The following is a 23,910-nucleotide window of genomic DNA, read 5'->3' as shown; positions in this document are numbered from 1 at the left end:
AAATGGAACCTGTATTAATACAGTTTATGAATGCCTGCTATGAATACAATTAATGTAAGAGAACATACGTGGAAATATTAATTTTATAAAAAAAGAGACCTACCAGGAGTAATTTCCTGAAATGAAATAATACGTGAACGAAAATTAAATTAGCATAAAAAGTCAGGGCAACTATCCTATACTATCTTACTGGATATAAAAAAGGGCTAGGGTTGTACAAAAACAAAGTGCGCAGGAATATTACCAGTGGTTACACTCCATTTTTTCTTTCCCTGCTGGCTAAAACAATACAAAGTACCTGGCAGGATATAATTTTTAGCATCCGTTACATAGATATCAGCTGTTACAGGATCAATAGCAAGGCCATATGGTACCTGTATCTGCTTTTCTGTGCCATCGGTAATAAAACTATTGGTGATTACCGTTTCATCTTTTACGTTGATAATCGCATAGGTTACCGTATTCTTATTCGTAATATAGCTCCATTCCACACTATAGATATAAGCAGAATCTCCTTTCATGCATATGTTGCTGGTTGCAAGATTAAAAGAGTCTTTTATCTGTTCCGTTTTAGAATCTATTACAAACAGCTTTGATGGAATATTGTAATAATCTCCTCGGGAAGTTACATACAGATCTCCATATTTATCTGCTTTCATGTGATCCAGGTTAATGGCTACATCGATACGTTTTATCTCTGTGAAAGTATTCAGATCTACCACAGAAACGGTACGGTCAAATTGCGGCGGACTATACCCGCCCGAATTGGCAACATATAACTTGTCGTTTATAATGGCCATCTCTTCTGGTTGTCTGCCCACGGTAACCTTCCTTGTTATTTCCAGAGAAGTGGTATCTATTTCTGCCACATATCCCTCAACTGTTCCCGATGCTGCAGCATAAGAGCTTACATATGCCTTACCTTTATAAAAAGTGATATAGCGTCCATTGGGAATATCTATCTGGCCTATACGTTTAGCCGTAAATTTTTCCATCACTTCCACTTTATTGGACAGGTTGATGACTGCATATAATTTCCCTCCATAAATCTGAAGGTCATTCCCCACATCTCCCAGTTCTTTTACCGTGGCAGGATTCACATCATTATAGATATTCCTTTTATAAATTCCTGTATTATGACTGAAATAATCAAGGGATGCCTGGTTCATACCCGTATTTCCTTCATTCAGCAGGTAAAAACTATGCCGCAGTGTATCCGGTTCGGTTACCTGTGTCTCTTCATGAGGAATTACCTGTTGCCCGTTACGACAAGCAACCACAACGGAAAGTATAATGATCAGCAATAAATTCAACTTCATGATCTAATAATTTAAACTCACAGAAAAACGGAAATAACGTCCGGGCATTGGATAATTGATCACCACATCATAATATTGATTCAATAAATTATTCACCTCACAACTCACCTTTACCAGCGTTTTCCTGTAGTTGAAATGCGTTAACAAAGATATGTCACTTGTATACCAGGGTTTCAGATAATTTTCAGGTATTTCATATCCTGTGGAATTCCTTTTCCCTACATAAATGAAACTGTAATTGATATCGTAATTTTTCCAGGAAGCATGTGTAATAAATGATCCGCTGTGCAAAGGGATATAAGCTATCTGGTCTTTGTAATTCACTTCTCCGGGTGTTGTCATATCCATTGCCCGCTGGTAAGTATACTTGAGGGAGAAATCTGTTTGCACTGATGCAATGCGGTGCAGGGCAGTCTGAATCCCTGCATCTAATCCGTAGATATCAACTTTACCAATATTCTGCATCATCCAGCGGAAGCTTTTACCGGGTGCTGCTATGATCTTATCCGTTACGTTATTGTAATAGCCATCTACCTGTATAGACAGGTATTCCCAGAGTCCGGGCATCTGTTGTGTATAGCTAAATCCTGCATCATACTGTTTTGTATATTCCGGTTTGAGTGCCGGACTGCCAGACGTTCCATAGTACAGATCATTGAACGTAGGCATGCGGAAGATGTTTTTATAAAAAGAGCGAACCCGGAATGCCGGATTGGTAAAAGGTTGCCAGGAAGCAATGACAGTGGGTGTATATGCCCTGTAGTTCTTCCCTGCAACGTATAATTTAGTGTCTTCATTTACAATGGTTGCCAGTAAACTTCCCTGCAGATCCAGCCTTTTAAAATGCAGTTGGGAAGCCAGTGCTGCAAGTGTAGTATAACGGGTGGGAATGGGAAAATGATCCAGGTTAACGGCCGTCATTTCATTCACCTGGAAATCTCCGGAAAGAACTACATCCCAGAAGGAAGTAAGTTTGTATTGATTAGCTGAGGAGATATAATATTCATGTTGCCGGAAGCGGTTCATTAAAATGCCGTCAATAGTAACAATTTCAGGATCACGGTAGCGGACATAATCATGACCATATTTGGCATTCAGCAGCATATTATATCGATTGCCAATTTTTTTATTGAAGGACGACTGCACAAAGAAATTCCTGTCCCACTGATGTTGTGAACGTTGAAATACATTGTTTACAATAGCACCGGGTAAACCACGGCTGGAATTATAATAATACGTTTTGATATTCCAGGTGCTGCTATCTTTTAATTGTCCATATAATCCGCCTTCGATACGCCAGGCATCTATCTCACTGTTATTGCGGATGGCAGTTGTATCATAAGTACCGTTAGTATAACGGAATTTATACCGGCCATTGCCATGTGTCCATTCACTGCTTGCCACAGCCGTTACTTTATCAGATAGTTTTTGCTCCAGTCGTACAGCAGGATTGATCAATCTAAAAGAGCCTGTTTTAAAACTCACCTTCCCATGTGTTTGTTCATCTGCTTTAAATACCGGTTTGCGGGATTGCAGGTAGAGAGAAGCTGTTGAGGAGAAGCCTTTAGCAGGCTGAAAGATCACTCCTTTCTGTGCATTGTAAAGGTCTATCTGTTCGATATTATCCAGCGAAAAACGTCCAAGGTCTACTGTACCATTCTGAGCATTACTCAGTTGAATTCCATCATAGAACACACCCAGGTGATTGGAGCCCATACTATGTACATTCAGTGTTTTTAACCCTCCTAACCCGCCGTAATCTTTCAGTTGTACACCGGAAAAATAACGCGTAGCATCTGCTACGGATAAACTATTCATTCTTTCAAGTGCCACTCCGTTCAGTGTTTGTACTGGTGTAACAGAGTTGCTTTTAGCGGAGAATATAGTAACTGTTTGTAGTGTATGTAAAGCAGCAGTATCCTGTGCCGCAACAGCACAGGATACCAACAGACATATAAAAGTTAGTTTAAGCATTAATGGAAAACAGCCATAGCTGGATAATATTTACCATTGTAAATAAAGTTATTCCCCTCTGCACCGGTAGTAGCATTATATGAATAAATCGTATTCACCGTACCGCCATAGATGTCATTTGTTGTATTTAACACCAGCTCACCCTTTTTCTCATTGTAAGCAATGCCCTTACCAAACAGATAATGATTGGCTGGCAGAGTAATAAATGGTGTTGTTAAAGAAGCCGCATTGCCAACAATATATTTATATACCATTGTATAAGCAGATGTAACATATACTGCATTCTCTGTGGTAGAGGCAACAATAGATCCGCTGTTATAATTATATTCGTTGAAATAAACATCAAAGGAGGTATTTATGGTATCTACCGCCAGTGTACTCGCGTTTATCTTTAATAAAGAGTTGACTGTTGCTGCCCATACGCTTCCATCTTTGCCAATAGCAAATCCTGTAGTAGCTGCACCAATTACTTTCGCAACACTATAATCACCGGCATTCAAGGCAACGATACCGTTATTAGCAGATAATACAAAAATATAATTGCCTGCTTTAATCATATCTGTTACACTACCATCAATGCCACTGATTTTGGTACCGGTTGTTAAGGAAGAAAGGTTAACAGGATAAATACCATTCACAGTACTGATCAGGCCACGGGTATTATCAACTCCCACAAAGGCATGTGCCCGGTCTGGCAGGTTGTTGATACGTCCGGTTTCTTTCAGTGTGGAAGCATCTGTTACCACTAACGGGCCTCCCAGGTTTACCACCAGGTATAGTTTGTTATTATAAATGGTTCCAAACTCAAGTACCTGCTTGTTGGTGCCTAATGTATCACCGGTACCGGTATTTTCCTTTTCGTATACGTATAAATAAAGGGAATCTGTATCGTAACTATAAAAGTGCACGCTTCCGGTTTCATTTCCCCAACTGCCTTCATTCAACAGGAAAAAGCCATTATCATATCTGCCTTTTACAGTTGTAATATTTTCATCCTTACTACAGGATGCCATCACTAAAACCAAAAGGGCCAATAACCAGGGGTATAATTTTCTTTGCATATATGAATGTTTATTTCATTTGAATGTTTACAATAACATGCCTGATAACTTCAGTTATCCATGCAGGAGGATAATAAATAGGAGCGCATAATTAGTTTACGTTCCATGCTTTTCACCCGAAAGCTATGAATTACAAATGCAACAGGCAGGTCTTCTGACTTTCCTGCTTCTCCGGACGCCTTCCCGTTTCTGCTGTAGCAGAATTAGTGGCAGTGTAGAATATGTCCGGGAAAACAATTCTGATGATTACCATCAGAATACAGGATTTACAGCTACGGGGATAGTACCGGATTTACACCGGTTTCCCTATTAATCCGCCACCAGGCGGAACCAAATGCGGCACAAACCTACAGTAAGGCTATTAAATATCCAAAAAGAAAAATACATTAGTATCTTGCCGAAAAATTCAAAACCACTCAGTTGAAACGACTCTTTCTGTTTGTAGCTCTCACGTTGATTGTTTCTTGTAGCGTTGCCCAGAGCTTACTGAATAAAACGGTTTCCGTTAATGTTACCCGCCAGCCGCTGGCGAGGGTACTAGATAACATTGGTAGTCAGGGTAATTTTCATTTTTCATATATCCTCGATTTTATCCGGGACGATAGCCTGGTAACCCTCAATGTGAATCACAAAACTGTAAAGCAGGTACTGGATATAATGTTCCAGGGAACCTGCCAGTATAAGGAAATCGGTAACCAGCTGATTATCCAGCGGGCAGCCCAGGGTAAAGAAAGATGGTATGTGGTGAGTGGATATATTACTGATGCGGTGACCGGCCACCCGGTAAGCAATGCCAGCGTCTACGAGCGGATGCAACTAATATCGGCCATGACTAATGAGCAGGGCTATTTCCGGTTAAAGCTCCGTGAAAAAGACCGGCCATCCTTCACTTCTATCACAGTAAGTAAAGATCTGTATAAAGATACCGCCATGCTGATAAGCAGTGGTTATGACCAGGAAATGGTGGCCGGACTAAAACCAGCAGGTACTATCCAGTTATCCGTTGTAGACGTAAACCAGTTTACCCGCGTGGAACAAACATGGCTTGGAAGTTTTTTCCTTTCTTCCAAACAGCGCATGCAAAGTTTGAACCTCAGTGATTTCTTTACCCGTCAGCCCTACCAATCCTCTATCATACCTGGCCTGGGTACACACGGAAAGCTGGGCGCACAGGTAGTAAATAAGGTTTCCCTTAACCTGATTGGTGGATATACCGCAGGATTAAATGGTTATGAAGTGGCCGGAGTATTTAATATAGATAAGAAAGACGTCCGTTATGTACAATTCGCGGGTGTATTTAATGTGGTGGGAGGAAAAATGACCGGGATGCAGGCATCAGGATTGCATAACCATGTGCTGGATTCCCTCACGGGTGTACAAATAGCAGGAATAAGCAATATAATAAATAATAATTACACTGGTATGCAGGCAGCAGCCTATAACCAGGCAAACGGTAATGGTGAAGGGTTGCAGGTAGCCGGAATCCTGAATATCACAAAAGGTAAAACCCAGGGTGTACAATTGGCAGGTGGAGTTAATTATACAAGAGCATTACGGGGAATGCAGGTATCGGGAATCGGGAATATCGTCGTAGATACAGTTCGTGGTGCGCAATTCGCAGGTGGATTAAACTATGTTAAAAAGATACATGGGATTCAGGTAGCTGGTACGGGAAATATCGCCACAGATACTGTCCGTGGTTTACAGGTAAGCGGGTTGTTTAATTATGCCGGAACGCTGAAAGGGGTGCAAATTGGAGTAGTAAATATTGCTGATTCTTCTGATGGCTATAGTATAGGGTTGCTGAATTTTGTGAGAAAAGGTTATCATCAGCTGGCGGTATACCACAGCGAAATCGCGGATGTTACAGTTGCCTTTAAATCCGGTAACCATAAGCTTTACACTATTCTGCTGGCAGGTGCAAACCTGAACAGCGATGAAAAGGTATTTATTACCGGATTTGGACTTGGGCATATTTTCCGGATTAACAGGAAAATGAACTTTGCGCTTGAATATTTATCGGAAACCGTCTATCTGGGCGACTGGGAGAATACACATTCACTGAACCGCCTGCAATCAGTATTTAATTTCCGGCTGGCTAAAGGCATTACGCTCTTTGGAGGGCCGGCCTTTTCCCTTAACTATGCACCGTCCACAATTACTGTTCCCGGATATAAGGCCTCCTTACCTGGGGGCTACAAGGCTTATAATATAGGAGATAAGGTGACCGGCTGGTTTGGCTGGCATCTGGGCATCGGGTTTTTCTAGATTATTTGATACCTTTGCAACCCTCGAAAGAGGATTGCTAAAATTGAATACTATGTCTAAAGTAAAAGTAGGTTTTGTGCAAATGAGCTGTTCCGGTGATAAAGCAGGGAATCTTGCAAAAGCCAGTCAGCAGATACGGGAAGCCGCCGCTAAAGGTGCACAAATTGTATGTCTGCAGGAATTATTTACTTCCCTGTATTTCTGCGATGTGGAAGATTATGACAACTTCTCCCTGGCTGAGCCTATTCCTGGTCCTTCTACAGATTCATTACAGAAAGTAGCGGCAGAGCTGGGGGTGGTGATCATTGCCTCCCTCTTCGAAAAGAGAGCACAGGGATTATATCACAATACAACAGCAGTACTGGATGCAGACGGTGCTTACCTTGGTAAATACCGTAAAATGCATATCCCCGACGACCCTGCTTATTACGAAAAATTCTACTTCACCCCGGGCGATCTGGGTTATAAGGTATTTAAGACCAAATTTGCCACTATCGGTGTATTGATCTGCTGGGATCAGTGGTATCCGGAAGCGGCCCGTATTACAGCGTTAATGGGCGCAGAAATCCTCTTCTACCCTACTGCTATCGGCTGGGCTACTTCTCAGGACGAGGCGACCAATGTAGAACAATATAATGCATGGCAGACAATGCAACGCAGCCACGCAGTAGCAAACGGGATACATGTTGTGAGTGTGAACCGTGTAGGATTCGAGCAGGAAGGCCGTATGAAATTCTGGGGTGGTTCTTTCATATCCAATCCATTTGGTACCATCATGTACCAGGCTTCTCACGAAAATGAAGAAGTATATGTACAGGAACTGGATATCGCATTAACAGACAGGTACCGCACACACTGGCCGTTTATGCGTGACAGACGAATTGACTCCTACGCTCCCATCACTAAAAGATATATTGACGAAGCATAATGAACGGACAACCTACGCCTAAACAGCTTGGATATTATTTTCCAGCCGAATTTCATCCCCATGTGGCTACATGGTTAAGCTGGCCGCATAAAGAAGCCAGCTGGCCCGGAAAAATAGATAGCATTTATCCTCAATACTGTCAGTTCATAAAGTACCTGGCGCAAAGTGAAATTGTACGCATCAATGTGAATGATGAAGCAATGAAAACATTTGCGATGAGGCATTTACGTAATGCAGGTGTGAATCTCGATAAAGTAGAATTCTTTATTCATCCTACCAACGATGCATGGTGCCGTGATCATGGTCCGGCGTTCCTGATAAATCCTGCTGCTGAACAGAAAAAGGTAATAGTAGACTGGAATTATAATGCCTGGGGTGGAAAGTATCCTCCATTCGACAAAGATGATATTATCCCGACGTTGATTGGTCAGCATTTCCAGTTACCCGTATACCATCCGGGAATTATTATGGAAGGAGGATCGGTAGAATTCAATGGCAAAGGTACGCTGTTAACTTCTGCCTGCTGCCTGTTGAACGAAAACAGAAATCCTCATCTGAACAAGCAACAGCTGGAAACCTATTTACAGGATTTCTATGGTATAGAACAAATCCTTTGGGTAGATGAAGGAATTGTGGGAGATGATACCGATGGTCATATTGACGATACTATTCGTTTTGTAAATGAAGATACTGTGCTGACGGTAGTGGAAAGCAATAAAACGGATGAAAATTACGACCTGTTGCAGCAAAACCTGCGGCAGTTAAAACAGATGCGCCTGTTAGATGGCAAGCAGTTGAATGTAATAGAACTACCTATGCCCGATGCTGTGGTTTTTGAAGATCAGCGTTTACCAGCTTCTTATGCTAACTTTTACATCAGCAATAAACATGTGATCGTTCCGGTATATAACTGTGATAATGATGATAAAGCTTTGCAGATAATTTCTGAATGCTTTAAAGACCGTGAAGTAGTAGGGATTGATTCTACGGAGATCATCTGGGGATTAGGTAGTTTCCATTGCTTAAGTCAGCAGGAACCAGTGGTTAAATAAGATTAATGTGAAATATTTGAGCGGGAATAGTACATGCAAATGTATTTATTCCCGCTTTTTTTATTCTGTCCAGGTCGGCGATGGCGGGCTGTGCCAACCGTTTCTGTCAAAAGAATGTTAAAAAACCTCCTACAGCAGAGCTTCTGGCCTTTACTTTCTCATGTTCTTAGTTTTTAAATGGGTAAATTCGTCCTAGTCATTTTTTTTTAACTGAAGCGCCTAACTATTTGATTAATGAGGAGACTGATTTTTAAAAGAATCGCCAGGCTAACTTTGGCCGCCGGTGTATTTTCTTTTTTTATGTTTAGTTCACCGAATCCATCTATTGGTAAAAAAACAATGCCTGTTGCTGTTGCAAAAACCAATGCAAGCAAGAGTAGTGGCGTGTTATACCAGAGCCTGAAACTGGATTCACTGGGATTATCAAGAGAAGCCTTTAAGTATGCCATAAGTGGTATGGAAAAATTGGAAGAAGCAGGTAAATTATCTAATGCAGACCTGATTACTATTGTAGACTTCAGCCTGCCTTCCAGCAAGAAAAGGCTGTTTGTAATAGACCTGAAGAATGGAAAAGTACTGTTCAATACATTAGTATCACATGGTCGTAATTCCGGTGCTGCAGTGGCTACTGAGTTCTCCAATGCTCCTGAAAGTTTTAAGAGCAGTCTGGGATTTTATATTACTGGTGAAACTTATAAGGGAGAGCATGGTTATTCTTTACGGTTACAGGGAGAAGAAGCAGGTATTAATGACAATGCTTTAAGCCGTGGAATTGTAATGCATAGTGCTGCTTATGTGAATGATAAACTGGTTCGCCTGCAGGGTTATATTGGACGTAGTCTTGGATGTCCGGCTATTCCTGAAAAAGTACATAAGTTGATCATCGAAGAGATCCGGAATGGTACTTGTTTATTCCTATACAGTCCGGATAAATATTATATGGCACATTCAAAAATGTTCGAGCAGGACACTACTATTGCTTAGCATCTGAAAACATCTTTGCCATCATGCTGCTATCGTGGTAATAGATATCTTTTATAAAATGTAAGTGTCCATCTTCATCTACCCAAGCCGTATAATATGTAATCAGCACAGGTACCGGATTTTTCACGCGTACATATTTTTCCTTACCACTATTCATTGCATTTTCAATCTTTTCACTCGTCCATTGTGCCTCATCTGACAATAAATAATTAGCCAGTTTTACAGGATCACTCAAACGGATACACCCATGACTGTATGCCCGCTGATCCCGCTTAAACAAGTCCTTCTGATTAGTATCATGGAAGTAGATATTAAAGTTATTGGGGAACAAAAACTTAACACGCCCCAATGGATTATCTTTTCCCGGTAATTGTCGTATAACCGGCACCCCACTTTGTTGCCCTATAATTTCCATATGCCTTTGTTGCAGGTAATTACTATTGCGGCTCATGGATTTCATCACCTCTTCACGCACAATACTTCTAGGTAAATTCCAGTACGGACTAAATACCACCTGGTTAAGGTTACCGGAGAACATCGTAGTACTCTTACCTTCTTTACCCACTACTACAGCCATATCGAACTCTTTTTTCTTTCCATTCCATACATGCATCATGAACTCCGGAATATTCACCAGGATCAGCCTTCCTTCCGGTTCTTCAGGCATCCAGCGCATCCTTTCCATATTAATCAGCAAGGTTTGTACAAGTCTGATAGCCGGTACATTCATTTCTTTCAGTAAAGAATCTGTGATGATACCCCGGGGCGTATGTCCATGAGTAGCTTCAAATGATTTCAGTGCATTGCCTAACGCATCTGTAAATGCGCCGGAAGTATCTTTATCAGTTAAATCACCGGTAATCTGCAAACGTCTTTTAACCGCAGCTATTACAGGAGTACTATCACCAGCCCGATATTTTTTCTTATCAACCGGGATACTATCCCAGCCTCCTTTTTTTGCAAGGTCTGTATAGATCTTTAATGGTTCTATGAGCGAACCATATGCACCATGTGCCGCGGTAAATTTTCTATTCCCCCTGCTCTTATCTGCCAACACAGCCTCTGCAAGTTTTAATACTTCCTGTTTTTGGGAAGGCACAAATTGCTCCATTTGCTGTACCCATGTATCACTATCTTTATAAGCATCTTTGAAATAAGTTATAAATCGTTGAGATAGCTGAAGCTCTGTTTTAATAATGTTTGCGTTTGTGGCGGTAATACCGGAATCTGGAGGGTCCGTCATTAGGGCATTTAAACGGTATTCCAGCGATTTATTATTTTCACTGGTATCCACACTGTAATCATACAAACTCCGGAAACCGTAAGCCTGTTCATTCAGACCATTGGAATCAAACCAGGCATACTGAAAATTACGTGCATTATAAAAGCTGCGCAGCCGGTCGGCAATTGTATCATTCAATTGTTGTTCGACAATGAATTTCTCTACAGCCGTTGTATCCAGAAACAGGTTATTATAGGCATTAGCCATATTAAGACTGGTATTTCTTGGAGTAACCGCTATTTCTATCTCTATCTCTTTTTCTTCTATTTCTTTTTTCTCTTCTTTTCGTGATTTACAGCCAATGGATACTGTAATCACCGCAAACAATAAGATCGCTAACTTATTCATATTGAAAGCCTTTGCAAAACACATGCCTCTTGCTTTTAGGGGCAAATCACCCAATACAGATTTGTAACGTATGGATGAAATAGAGATGAAGCATAGATAAAGCATATCTCTGGAAGTATGTTTTGTTTATGCTTTATATATGCTTCACTTATGCTTTATATATGCTTTATCTCTCTGGAAGTCTTTATAGTAAAGACTCTTCAGCATATCTTTTATTTAATAATAAGATCAATACTAATTGTATTTTAAGTCGTTTTATACTTTATTTTCTTATTGTTAGTAAAATCATATTATCTCGATAAAGCTTCACCGCTTTTTTGATAATCGATTTTTAATGGGTTAATGCCAGGGCTTTAGCATCTGTTTTTGAGAAGCCGGTTGAAAGTGGGGTATTTAATTCGCAACCTGTATATTTCATCTATGGATAATTGAGATATCCCCATTTCCTTAAAATAGTTTAAAACATACAGCCAGATTAGATTGTTTGCTTTATAGCAAAAAACTGCTTTATTCGCAAACTAAAGAGGTGCAAATTCCGTAAATTGGATTTATCCCTTTTTCATGAATCAGAGTGGATAATTTAAAACTCCAGGCTCAAGAGATAATATATAATTTAACCTTTTATTATATTTAGGTACTATTTGTAAGCTTTATTTAGGTAAATTTATTATAACTGCAACAACCAAAATAAAACCAGCCTCATATATGAGAATTGCAAATATTATTATTTTTCATAAAGACCCTGGCTCTATAGAACGTTTGATCAATGCATTGCAGCATCCAAACTTTGATTTTTACCTTCATCTGGACAAAAAAGTTGATATCCGCCCCTTTGCCTACTTAGCAGATTTACCCAATACTCGGTTTATAATAAACAGAAAGGTCGTTCACTGGGGAGGGTTTAGTCAATTAGAAGCGCTATTAGCGTCACTTGAACAAATATTCAATGGAGATATATCATATGATTTTGTAAATCTTTTAAGCGGACAGGATTATCCAATAAAACCTGTATCTGAAATCAATAATATATTATCAGATAGCATAGGGAAATCCTTCATGATCACAGAAACCCCTCCTAGCCCCTGGTGGGATGAAGCTATGGTCCGTATCACAGACTATCATCTGTCCGATTATGATTTCCGGGGGAGATACCGGTTGGGAATAGCACTTTCAAAATTATTGCCCAAACGCAGATTTCCACTTCCCTTACAGTTGTATGGAGGACCATACGCATCATACTGGATTTTGAGTTTCGATGCAACTATGTATATTTATTTCATTTTACACCGGAATGAAAGTATCAAGCTGTTCTTTAAACATACCTGGGCACCTGACGAATTTCTGATTCATACATTACTAATGAATTCCCATTTCAGAGGATCCATCCTTAATGAAAATCATCATTATATGGACCGGTCCCAGGGTGGTGCCCATCCCAAAACATTAACAAAGGAAGATTTTGATTTACTTCAGCAATCAAAAATAATGTTCGCACGTAAATTTGACCGGAGAATAGATGCTGACATCCTGGACATGATAGATGAAAAACTTTTATTCAGGGCAAATTAGCTGATACCACACTCATCTTAAAATGCCCCATCAGCTTACTTAAATTATCAATTTGCAAACAGAATGGAACTGGAAAATTGAAGCCAAAACCAGGTGGTTTCATTGGAATCTGAAAGAGCTGTGGCAATATAAAGATCTGCTCAACAGATTCGTTAGAAGAGATCTGATCGCTAATTACCAGCAGACTGTTTTAGGACCCTTTTGGATTTTTCTACAACCTGTGTTAACTACAATTGTTTACTGGGTGATATTCGGTAAGGTTGCCGGAATTTCTACTGATGGCATCCCGCCTGTACTATTTTACCTGCCCGGCGTTATCGTCTGGGCCTACTTTTCAGACTGCCTGAATGGGACTATGTATACCTTTTTGCAAAACTCCGCATTGTTTAGCAAGGTATATTTCCCACGTTTGATTATTCCTCTTAGCGCTATTTTCTCCCATACAGTACGAATGCTGGTCCAGTTGCTATTATTCACCAGCCTTTATCTTTTTTATCTGATATTTACTAACGCTGTTCATCCCAACCTGTACATTTTACTTTTACCGTTTTTTTTATTGCTTACAGCAGCCTTTAGTTTAGGAGCAGGACTTATTATTAGTGTTATGACCGCCAGGTACCGGGATCTGGATTATGCACTGCAATTTTTACTGAGACTGTTTATGTTTGCAAGCCCGGTAGTATATCCCACCTCCATCGTACCGGATAAATACCGGTTTATATTCTGGCTCAATCCGCTAACTCCGATTATCGAAAGTTTCCGGACAGCTTTTTTCACTACCGGGCCTCTTCATTATAAGTACCTTTTACTAACGCTGTTTTCCATTACCGCTCTCCTTACCACTGGTTTAACTTTGTTTAAAAAGAGAGAACTGAACGTAATGGATATTGTTTAATTATTAAACAACACTGCAATGACCAGGATAATGATCAAGGCTGAAAATGTTTCCAAATACTATAATCTTGGCAAATTAGGCTCGGGAAGGCTGAGAGAAGATTTTAAGGACTGGTGGGTTCGCTCTGTCTTAAAGAATGGTAATAACCATAATGGAACAGAAACGCGTAGCCATATCTGGGCATTAAAGGATGTTAGTTTTGAGGTTTCCGAAGGAGAAGTATTGGGGTTTATTGGCAATAACGGAGCGGGGAAATCAACTTTATTAAGGATTCTTTCACGTATAACAGCGCCCTCATATGGTACAGTTATGGGCAATGGCCGGGTTGCCAGTTTGCTGGAAGTTGGTACAGGGTTTCATGCAGAACTCACAGGGAGAGAAAATATATATCTCAATGGTCATATCCTGGGGATGAAGAAAAAGGAAATAGCCAGCAGGTTCGACGAAATCTTAGACTTTTCCGGTGTTGAAAAATTTATCGATACTCCTGTTAAAAGATATTCAACGGGAATGTATATGAGGTTGGCATTTGCAGTAGCGGCTCACATGGAGCCGGATATATTGATCGTAGATGAAGTGCTTGCTGTGGGTGATGCTGAATTCCAACGTAAATGTATTGGAAAAATGAAAGAGGTTTCATCACAGAAAGGAAAAACAGTTCTTTTTGTGAGCCATAACCTGCAGGCTTTGCAAAACCTTTGCCAACGTGTTATAGTAATTCACCAAGGTCAGATTGTTGATGAAGGAGAACCTGAAGCGGTTATTGGAAGTTATTTAAAAAAGGAAAAAAATATCAGCTGTTTCCAGGAATATGATGACATGTCCTCTGCTCCCGGAAATGATAGTATACGTATCAAAAGAGTAGAATTAATCCCGGAATATGTCAATGGTCAGCAGGTTATAGATATCCGTACTCCGGTTACCATTCATTTTGAATTCTGGTATCTGGAGGCAACATCCGGTAACCTTATTGTAGGGGTACATTTATATAATTTCAGGGGAGACTTTATTTTTGATGTTTGCTCGGAAGGTGCCATATATCCCAGTGGTTTAATAGAAGGGAAATGCAGTATTCCAGGAAATTTCCTCAATGATGATTCTTATTATATATCAATTGTTTTTGTGAAAGATACCACCAATCGTTTATACTACTTTGAAGGATGTTTATCTTTCGATGTGGAAGACTATCGCAAAAACACAGCATGGTTTGGTAAATGGCAGGGCTTCGTAAGGCCTGCTTTTCCGGTTACTCTTACAACGAAATAACTCATGCGCAAGTTTTCACCTTATACAATCGAGCATTTACAGCTAAATCAGCTGGATGAACTTGTAACTCCCAAAGGTAATACTTATCTGGTTTTTTGGGCTGGTGAGTTGCCGGTTGGACATCTGTGGTATAAAGCGTCTGATACTCATGCTAACAAGCAGAACATCAGAACACGGATTAATCAGGCACTAAGGCCCGTTTTAACACATTACCTTCCCGCATCTTCCGGCACGCCGGAATGGGAACTTATGCTGGACGAAGGTAAATACAGCAGCATATCTTCGTTACTGAATTTTGAGAGAACCACTCCTCCGCAGCAAACTATTTCCGTTGTCATTTGTACCAGGAACAGGCCCACAGCAATGCAGAATTGCTTAACATCCCTTACGAAATGCCTGGATAATGATTTTGAAATTGTAGTAGTAGATAATGCTCCGGATAACAATCTCACAGAGTTGGTTGTAGCGAAATTCCCTGGTGTGAAATACGTGCTGGAAAAAAGAAAAGGACTTGATATTGCACGTAATACTGGTGCCAGGTATGCCACTCACAATATTATTGCTTATACAGACGATGATGTGATCATACCATCTAACTGGATCCAGAATGTGAAATCTTGCTTTGATAATCCATTAACAATGGCAGTGACCGGGATTGTTTTACCAGCCGAACTGGAAACATATTCGCAATACGTTTTTGAACATGACTGGAGTTTCAATAAGGGATATTTACCTAGAGTGTTTGATCACCGGTATTTCCTTGACCATGTGGAAACTGGTGTGCCTGCCTGGGATATTGGTGCAGGTGCAAATATGGCATTTAGAAAAGAAGCATTTGAACTGGTAGGTTTATTTGATGAACGATTGGATGTTGGTGCATCGGGTTGTAGTGGAGATTCGGAAATGTGGTACAGGATATTGGCTGAGGGATGGAATTGTAACTACTATCCACACTTATATGTGTATCATCAGCATAGGCGTACAATGAAGGAGCTCCGTAGCCAACTTTACCATTATATGCGTGGGCATGTAAGTGCATTGCTGGTTCAACATGAAAATTATCAACATAAGGGGAACCTTGATAGAATCTATAAAGGTTTTCCAAAATACTATTACTACAGGATAAAAGGTTATTTCAGCAGCAACAGAGATAATTCAGCTTTGCTGAGCGAAATAAAGGGTTGCTTTGCCGGAATGAAATATTATAAGGCCAATAAAGATCGGAAAAGACATGATATTTATTCACTTCCTGAAAAATTGATGGAAAAAGCTGTGGTTAATGAAGATACAAAGGTCTCCGTTATCATTCCATGTTATAACCATAGCCACTTTTTAAAGCAGGCAATTGACAGCGTTTTGGGACAAACACATCAAAACCTGGAAATTATTGTAATTGATGACGGTTCAGATGATGAAACAGCTTCTATTTGTTATGGCTATGGAGAATGGGTAAAATATGTAAGAGTAGAAAGAGTGGGCTTGTCAGCAGCAAGAAATATCGGAGTACAGTTTTCAACAGGAGATTTTATTGTTTTCCTCGATGCAGATGACTTTTTATATGAGTCTGCGTTTGAGATCAATCTTTATTATTTTAACTTTTATGGCAATGTTGCTTTTGTATCAGGCGGTCATAAGCGTATGGATTACCTGGGACTTAGCTTGCCAACAATTAGTAGTGAAGTAAAATCGGGAGATAATTACTGGTCATTATTGCAGGGTAATTATATTGGGATGGAAGGAACTATAATGTACAGAAGAGAACTGTTTTTCCATTTTCATTTTGATACCTCTTTACAATCCTGCGAAGATTACGATCTTAATTTACGTATTGCACGAATATTCCCCGTATTCAGTCATTCGGATTTAATAGCAGTTTATCGCATACATTCCGGAAATATGTCGCTCAACAAAAAAACGATGAAACATAGTGCACTGACCGTATTGAAAACACAAGAGAATTTATTAATTAATGAAGAAGAAAAGTCTGCCCATAAAATTGGTATGGAAAATTGGGAGAAATTTTATGGAATAACAACATAATCAGAATTTATTAAAAATTTAAAAGCCCTGAAATGAATAAGCGTATACCCTCATCACCTCCGTTAATAGAGCCGGTAGATTACCTGGTTAACCGACCGTTATGGTCTGTTATGATTCCAACATATAATTGCAGTGCTTATCTGAGGCAAACATTGGAAAGCGTATTACAGCAGGCCCTGGCCCCTGATAAGATGCAGATAGAAGTGATTGACGATGCCAGTACAGATGCCGACATTGAGCAACTGGTAGCGGAAATAGGTAAAGGACGGATCGGTTTTTTTAAACAACCTGTAAACCAGGGTAGTTTGCGCAATTTTGAAACTTGCCTGAACCGTTCAAGGGGTAAGTGGATCCATATATTACATGGAGATGATGTGGTGAGTAAGGGGTTTTATAATGAAATAGAAAGTCTATTCGTGGCCTATCCGGAAGCCGGTGCTGCATACACCGGATTTTGGCATTTTAATGAAGAAAGTGGGGCGCGTTATCCTAATGAGACTGTTTTAACAACGCCAGGTATAATAAACGATTGGTTAACTATAATCGCCCAGGGCCAAAAGCTTCAACCGCCATCAATTGTTGTAAAAAGAAGCGTGTATGAAAAATTAGGCGGCTTTTTTGGTGTACATTATGGAGAGGATTGGGAAATGTGGGTGAGGATAGCTGCACATTATCCAGTGGCTCATTCTCCGGAAAGGCTTGCCCAATACAGGATACACAATAATAACATTTCAAGTAAGTATTTTCTCTCCGGTCAGCATATAAAAGATATAACCTTTGTTATTAAAACCATACAGCAATATCTTCCTCCAAGTCAGAGAAAAGAACTTATGAATGTTGCCAAAAGGAACTGGTCTCATTATTTTGCCAAGACTTCAGATTTGGTTTATGGTGGCTATAAATCCCCTCCTCAGGCACTTGTACAAGCAAAAATGGCATTCATTTTACACAAAAATAAAACCTCTCTTTTTTTCCTGTTAAAAACATGGTTAAAGTTGACTCTCAGATATAAAATGAGTTAACCTGAATGGCAATACGCTTAGCAATCTCACCAGGCTTTTAAGAAAATATACCGGCAAAAGTTCCTCTGCCTATCAAAAAAGTTTGCTAAAAAAGTAAAAATCAGGCTAAACCTTCGTTTTCTTTCTATTTTTGGACCTTTCATTGTCTAAATTTGCAATTTAAGAGCAGCTATCGGGGCTATTTCAGGTGCCTTCATAGATACTTGATAAATTAAAATAATTGATGAATGAATGGTTATCATAAAGGAATTGTAACCACGGGCTGTTTTATAATCCTATCGCTTTCAGTTTTTGCACAGCAAAAACTACTGAGTATTAAAGAGGCACTGACATTAGCAGAGTCATCGCAGCCACAGATGAAAGCCTATGATCAACAGTCCCAGGCAGCCAGCTATAATGTAAAGATTGCCAGAAATTCAATAATGCCGGAACTTACCGCGGGTTATCAGGCCGGCTATGCTACCTACAACAATATTACTGGAATGAGTTATCCAGGACTCATTTTGCCCATCAGCGGACCGCCATCTTCCGGTAATGTATATGATCCTGTTGCGGGTACTGCTTTAACAGCTATTGTCAAATGGAATCCGCTCACCTTCGGGCAGCGGCAGGCCGCTATAGAAAAAGCTGCCATGCAGTTTAAACTGGCGGGTAGTTCTTATAATGATGTCCTTTTCCGTCAACAGTATCTTGTTATATCGACTTATCTTGATGCTGTCTATTTACAAAAACTGCTTCAAAGTTATCAGGCCAATATTGACCGCACCAGGGCTGGTTTAGAACAATCCCTGGTACTTGCGCAGCAGGGTCTGCGCCCAGGTATTGATACCACACAGTTTCAGTCTGTGCTTGCTCAAACCCAAACAGATCTGCTCACGGCACAACGACAATACCATGCTCAGATTGAAGAGCTGTTAAGACTTACTGCTTTAACCTGCACTCCTGATAATATTGTACTTTCAGATAGTACTTTAATTGGTCTGCAACCTGCTGGAGTAACTGCCACGGATACTGTTATTACACACCCTATTTTTCAATATTACCAGGCCAAAAGAGATGTTAGTGAAGCTGCATTAAAGGAAGTGCAACGCAGCTGGCGCCCCAAACTTGATCTATGGGCTAATGCGTATGCCCGCGGATCAGGAGTGGCTGCAGATGGTAGTGTGCATTCACAGGATGGATGGTCGCTGACACGCAAAAACTATGGTGCAGGTATTCAATTAAGTTTTCCGGTATTGCAATTCTCACAGGTCAATCTGCAAAAGAAGCAATACCGCTCCCTGTTAAAAGCAGATGAAGCGCAGCTTGATCAGGTAAAGCTGAATTTGCAAACACAAAAGGAAACGGCGCAATTTAATTACAATCAAAGCCTGCAAATAACAAAACAATCACTGATCCAATTGCAGGCGGCCCATTATGCCTTTGACGGACTTAAACTTAGCTACGAAAGCGGATTGATTGATTTTACCAGACTTATTCAGGGGCAATATGAATTATTAAAGGCAGAGACCGGAGAAGCCGGTGCTTTTATACAGGTATGGCGCTCATTACTGGAACTGGCAGTGGCGAATGGGAATCTGCACATATTTACTGAAAAACTGAAATAACGACACTGTTTTATGAAATTGATCATATCAGCGTTACGGCACCCTGTTACAATATTGGTAGCTGTTATCGCTATCCTCTTTTTTTCATACTTGTCCATCCGAAATGCCAAAGTGGACATATTTCCGCGTCTGGGACTGCCAGTAGTATACGTCGCTCAACCTTACGGCGGATTGTCTCCGGAACAAGTGGAAGGATTTGTAACTTCCTATTACGAATATCACTTCCTCTATATTACAGGTGTTAAATACGTAGAGTCCAGGAGTATACAAGGAGCGGCTATCATCAAAATAGAATTTAATGAAGGTACGGACATGAGCCAGGCAATGGCCGAAGTTGTGGGATATGTAAACCGCGCCAGGGCCTTTATGCCTCCAGGCACAGTGCCGCCATTTATTACCCGGTTTGACGCGGGTAGTGTACCTGTAGGTCAACTCGTATTTAGTTCAGAAAGTAGATCCTTAAGTGAAATATCAGACCTCGCACTATTTCGGGTGCGCCCTATGTTTTCTACACTTCCGGGTGTTTCTGCACCACCTCCATTTGGAGGCAATCAAAAAACAGTGCTGATCACTATCGATCCGGATAAATTGCGCGGACATAACCTTTCACCAGACCAGGTAGTACAAACGATAGCGAAGTTTAATACAATTTCTCCTGCCGGTAATGTCAGAATTGGAGACACTACTTATATCACACCTCAAAACAGTGTGATTGAAAGCCTGCAGGACTTACAGAATACCCCACTGCAATTGGGTGCCGGCCCGTCCATCTATGTAAAAGATATAGCCAACGTAAGCCTGGGAGCTGATGTCACTACCAGTTATGCCCTGATCAATGGTAAACGGTCAGTATATATTCCTGTTACCAAGAGAGCAGATGCTTCTACCTGGGACGTAGTACAACGGGTAAAAGCAGCACTACCGGATATGCAGTCAGCCGTACCTTCAGATATTCATGTATCATATGCATTTGATCAGTCAGGGTACGTGATCAATTCTTTGAAGAGCCTTTTATTTGAAGGAGGGTTAGGCGCCATACTTACAGGGCTGATGGTATTACTGTTCCTTGGAGATCGCCGGAGTGCCCTGATTGTTATTATGACTATTCCGCTTGCATTGCTTACATCATCAACATTACTTTATCTGGTTGGCCAGACGATCAATATTATGACGTTGGGCGGTCTCGCATTATCGGTAGGTATTCTTGTTGACGAGGCCACCGTAACAATTGAAAATATCCATCGTCATATGGAGACGGGTAAAAGTAAAGCCCGTGCGATAGTAGATGCCAGTAAGGAAATTGCAGGGCCAAAACTATTAATCCTGCTTAGTATTCTGGCAGTGTTTATACCTGCCATGTTTATGAATGGAGTGCCAAAGGCAATGTTTCTACCGTTATCACTGGCGGTAGGTTTTGCCATGATCGCATCATTTCTGCTTTCACAAACCTTTGTACCTGTTGTTTCCAATTGGCTGTTAAAGGAACACGTGGAGAAAAAGGATATAGAGCCGGAGAAAGGATTTTATTACAGACTAAAACAGTGGTATATATCAGCCGGACAACGTTTGCAAGCAGGTTTCAGTGTAGTGGCAATTTTGTTCCTGGTTGTTTCGCTTGGACTTGTTGCTCTTCTGTATTCTTTTACCGGTACTGAGCTTTTCCCGCAAACAGATAGCGGGCAGGCACAGGTACGGCTACGTTTACCCGTAGGTACACGGTTTGAACGTACAGAAGATGCCACCAGGAAACTCTTACTATTAGCAGACAGCATTGCAGGTGTTGGAAATACGGAAATTACTTCCGCTTTTATAGGCACGCAGCCATCCAGTTTCCCGGTAAACTACATTCATTTATGGACCAGCGGCCCCAATGAAGCAGTAATCAAAATAAAGTTAAAAAAGGGCGTTATCCCGATTGCTGTTTTTAGAGAAAAGTTACGCAATACAGTAGCAAAAGAAATTCCGAAAGCTAAAATCTCATTTGAGCCTGGTGATATTGTAGAACAAGTGTTAAACCTTGGCAGTAATAATCCTGTGGAAATAGCGGTCGTAAACCGTAATCTGTCAGAAGGCAGAAAAACAGCCCAGGAACTGGTCAAAAAATTATCTGTTATGCCGGCTTTACGTGATTTGCAAATAGCAACACCACTCGATTATCCGGCTCTTAACCTGGAAGTAGACCGGGTGAAAGCAGGACAATTGGGAATCAGTGGAGAACAGGCAGCCCGTTCTATTTCAATTGCTACGTCTTCCAGTCGTTTTACCACGCCTAATTACTGGCTGGATAAATCTACCGGAACTGCTTACCAGGTGCAGGTACAATATCCGGAATACCGTATGAACAGCACTGCTACATTAGAGGCTATTCCTGTATCCGGTGGCGTTGGCAATACACATTATCTAAGTGAAGTCGCTACCTGGAAACGTACCGTTGTAGCCGGTGAATATGACCGGCTGAACCAGCAGCGGTATGTCACCATTACAGCCAATACACATAAACAGGATCTTGGAACCGTATTCAAAAGTGTAAATAAAGCTATTGCCAGCATGGGGAAATTACCTAATGGTGCAAAAATCCTTTTACGAGGACAACCGGTATTGCTGGAGCAAACACAAACAAGTTTGCAGTTTGGATTGCTGGTAGCTATCATTGTTATTTTCCTTGTAATGGCGGTGTATTTTCAATCATTCAGTATAGCTTTGGCAACTTTATCTATTATTCCTGCAGTAATCGCCGGCGCTTTACTTTTCCTTTTTATCACCAGTAATTCATTGAATATACAATCCTATATGGGCATCATTATGGCTGTTGGTGTAGCAATTGCCAATGCCGTACTCTTTATTACCAGCGCAGAGCAAAACAGGAAAGCGCAACTATCAGTGGGTCATATAAAGGCAGCAGAAACCCGTCTGCGACCCATTCTTATGACAAGTGCTGCTATGATTGCCGGAATGATTCCTATGGCTTCAGGATTATCGGATGGTGGTGATCAGACCGCCCCTTTGGGTATTGCCGTTATTGGAGGGCTTATTTTTTCAGCTATCGGTGTATTATTCTTCCTTCCACATGTCTATCAATTTATAATAGGAAGAAGAGCTTATAAATATGTTTCATTTGATCCTGACGATGCTAACAGCGCAAACTATGACCAACATTAACAATGTAAAGTTTAAATATATGCGATCACTCGCTTTTATAAGTTTATCCATATTACTCGCAGCTTGTGCTAATACAGAAAGCAAGCAGGAAAAAGAGACCACTGTTGAGGTGAAGGATACCGTACCTGTTTTTATCCTTAAACAGGATACTATCAAAAAAACGGTAGAATTACCTGCGGAACTGATACCATATGAAAATGCGGTGTTATTTGCCAAGATACAGGGATTTGTACGTGCTATGAAAGTAGACCTGGGAGACCGTGTCAGAAAAGGTCAGACACTTGCAATCATTGAAGCACCGGAAGTAAACAGCCGGTTTGCAGAGTCAGAAGCAACATTACAATCTGCCAAAGCCAGATGGGCTTCCAGTAAAGACAATTATGAAAGGATGCTGCGGGCTTCTCAGGCCAAAACACCTGGCATTGTAGCTCCTGTTGATCTTGAACGTAGCCATAACCTGATGCTTGCCGACAGCTCCACATACATTGCCGCCGCTAAACAGTCGCAAGCCTATAAAGAAGTATCAGGGTACCTGTATATCACCGCCCCATTTGATGGAGTTATCACTGCCCGTAATGCGGATCCGGGATCGCTGGTAGGAACAAATGCCATGCTGCTCACTGTCCAGAACAACAACACTTTAAGATTACGTGCAGCCGTACCGGAAATTTATACTGCAGTTGCCAATTCATCAGAAAATATAGATTTCAGGATAGATGCTTATCCTACTCAACGCTTTAAGGCAGTGCTTACCCGTAAATCATCCACCATTGATCCTGCAACACGCACAGAGCTATGGGAGTTTGAAGTAAGTAACAAAGATCATCAACTCAAAGCCGGATCATTTGCTTATGTCAGGATTGGGATGCAGCGTAGTGCTACTTCTTTCATCGTGCCATTTACGGCCATTGCCACAACTCAGGAACGTAAGTTTGTCATTAAGCTAAAGGACGGGAAAGCCGAATGGGTGGATGTTCGTCAGGGAATGACAGTGGATGCAGGAGTAGAAGTATTTGGTAATATCCTGGCCGGAGATACATTATTGAGAAAAGCTACCGATGAAAGAAAGCCAGGCAGCACTGGCTTCTGGGTAGTGAAATAATCACTGAATCCAAAGTAGGAGAATATTCAATCTG

The 23,910-nt window shown here is 40.8% G+C and carries 16 protein-coding genes and 1 riboswitch; of the genes, 12 read left to right on the top strand and 4 right to left on the bottom strand.

Annotation, left to right across the window (positions count from 1 at the left end):
* Window positions 1–206: 206 nt before the first annotated feature.
* The 3 genes from BM176_RS23620 to BM176_RS23610 are packed head-to-tail and all read right to left on the bottom strand — an operon-like array spanning window position 207 to window position 4,354.
* On the bottom strand, window positions 207–1,319 hold the full coding sequence (locus BM176_RS23620; protein ID WP_177230517.1) for a YncE family protein: 1,113 nt from the start codon (window positions 1,317–1,319) through the stop codon (window positions 207–209).
* Window positions 1,320–1,322: 3 nt separating this feature from the next.
* Window positions 1,323–3,293 carry a TonB-dependent receptor plug domain-containing protein gene (locus BM176_RS23615; protein ID WP_090106810.1) on the bottom strand — a complete coding sequence of 657 codons (1,971 nt, stop codon included), beginning with the start codon at window positions 3,291–3,293 and terminating at the stop codon, window positions 1,323–1,325.
* Window positions 3,293–4,354 carry a DUF5074 domain-containing protein gene (locus BM176_RS23610; protein ID WP_090106809.1) on the bottom strand — a complete coding sequence of 354 codons (1,062 nt, stop codon included), beginning with the start codon at window positions 4,352–4,354 and terminating at the stop codon, window positions 3,293–3,295. Before BM176_RS23610 ends, BM176_RS23615 begins: the two co-directional genes overlap by 1 nt.
* Window positions 4,355–4,480: 126 nt before the next feature.
* A riboswitch (cobalamin riboswitch) is annotated at window positions 4,481–4,704 on the bottom strand.
* Window positions 4,705–4,774: 70 nt separating this feature from the next.
* Between BM176_RS23610 and BM176_RS23605 the strand changes: the two genes are divergently transcribed.
* The 4 genes from BM176_RS23605 to BM176_RS23590 all read left to right on the top strand — a co-directional run bounded on the left by BM176_RS23605 (window position 4,775) and on the right by BM176_RS23590 (window position 9,586).
* Entirely contained in the window at window positions 4,775–6,622 is a 1,848-nt protein-coding gene (locus BM176_RS23605; RefSeq protein WP_143097898.1) for an STN and carboxypeptidase regulatory-like domain-containing protein, read from the top strand.
* Between the two features lie 52 nt (window positions 6,623–6,674).
* Window positions 6,675–7,550 (top strand): carbon-nitrogen hydrolase, encoded by an 876-nt coding sequence (locus BM176_RS23600; RefSeq protein WP_090106807.1) that lies wholly within the window; start codon window positions 6,675–6,677, stop codon window positions 7,548–7,550.
* Window positions 7,550–8,602 (top strand): agmatine deiminase family protein, encoded by a 1,053-nt coding sequence (locus BM176_RS23595; protein WP_090106806.1) that lies wholly within the window; start codon window positions 7,550–7,552, stop codon window positions 8,600–8,602. The genes BM176_RS23600 and BM176_RS23595 overlap by 1 nt, the downstream gene beginning before the upstream one ends.
* A 234-nt stretch (window positions 8,603–8,836) precedes the next feature.
* On the top strand, window positions 8,837–9,586 hold the full coding sequence (locus BM176_RS23590) for a murein L,D-transpeptidase catalytic domain family protein (RefSeq protein ID WP_090106805.1): 750 nt from the start codon (window positions 8,837–8,839) through the stop codon (window positions 9,584–9,586).
* On the opposite strand, the gene BM176_RS23585 is transcribed toward BM176_RS23590, so the two are convergent.
* The gene (locus tag BM176_RS23585) at window positions 9,576–11,216 is read right to left on the bottom strand and encodes a L,D-transpeptidase family protein (RefSeq protein WP_090106937.1); all 1,641 of its coding nucleotides are present in this window, start codon (window positions 11,214–11,216) and stop codon (window positions 9,576–9,578) included. The genes BM176_RS23590 and BM176_RS23585 overlap by 11 nt on opposite strands.
* A gap of 705 nt (window positions 11,217–11,921) precedes the next feature.
* Between BM176_RS23585 and BM176_RS23580 the strand changes: the two genes are divergently transcribed.
* The 8 genes from BM176_RS23580 (at window position 11,922) to BM176_RS23545 (ending at window position 23,876) form a co-directional block, all read left to right on the top strand.
* Window positions 11,922–12,785, top strand: coding sequence for a beta-1,6-N-acetylglucosaminyltransferase (locus tag BM176_RS23580; protein WP_090106804.1), 864 nt, complete (start codon window positions 11,922–11,924; stop codon window positions 12,783–12,785).
* Between the two features lie 52 nt (window positions 12,786–12,837).
* Window positions 12,838–13,680, top strand: a complete 843-nt coding sequence (locus BM176_RS23575; RefSeq protein ID WP_177230516.1) for an ABC transporter permease — start codon at window positions 12,838–12,840, stop codon at window positions 13,678–13,680.
* Between the two features lie 18 nt (window positions 13,681–13,698).
* Window positions 13,699–14,946: an ABC transporter ATP-binding protein gene (locus BM176_RS23570; RefSeq protein WP_090106802.1), complete on the top strand. Its 1,248-nt coding sequence runs from the start codon at window positions 13,699–13,701 to the stop codon at window positions 14,944–14,946.
* Between the two features lie 3 nt (window positions 14,947–14,949).
* The gene (locus BM176_RS23565) at window positions 14,950–16,986 is read left to right on the top strand and encodes a glycosyltransferase family 2 protein (RefSeq protein ID WP_090106801.1); all 2,037 of its coding nucleotides are present in this window, start codon (window positions 14,950–14,952) and stop codon (window positions 16,984–16,986) included.
* Window positions 16,987–17,018: 32 nt separating this feature from the next.
* Complete coding sequence (locus tag BM176_RS23560; RefSeq protein ID WP_090106800.1) at window positions 17,019–18,008, top strand: glycosyltransferase family 2 protein; 990 nt, start codon at window positions 17,019–17,021, stop codon at window positions 18,006–18,008.
* Between the two features lie 227 nt (window positions 18,009–18,235).
* Window positions 18,236–19,615: a TolC family protein gene (locus tag BM176_RS23555; protein ID WP_090106799.1), complete on the top strand. Its 1,380-nt coding sequence runs from the start codon at window positions 18,236–18,238 to the stop codon at window positions 19,613–19,615.
* A 12-nt stretch (window positions 19,616–19,627) separates the two neighbouring features.
* Window positions 19,628–22,774 carry an efflux RND transporter permease subunit gene (locus BM176_RS23550; RefSeq protein WP_090106798.1) on the top strand — a complete coding sequence of 1,049 codons (3,147 nt, stop codon included), beginning with the start codon at window positions 19,628–19,630 and terminating at the stop codon, window positions 22,772–22,774.
* Entirely contained in the window at window positions 22,761–23,876 is a 1,116-nt protein-coding gene (locus BM176_RS23545) for an efflux RND transporter periplasmic adaptor subunit (RefSeq protein ID WP_177230515.1), read from the top strand. Before BM176_RS23550 ends, BM176_RS23545 begins: the two co-directional genes overlap by 14 nt.
* Window positions 23,877–23,910: the final 34 nt, after the last annotated feature.

It is taken from the genome of Chitinophaga sp. CF118 (genome assembly GCF_900112615.1).
Lineage (GTDB): Bacteria > Bacteroidota > Bacteroidia > Chitinophagales > Chitinophagaceae > Chitinophaga.
The sequence above is the reverse complement of the archived record's forward strand: the minus strand, read 5'-3'. Positions and strand labels throughout refer to the sequence as shown.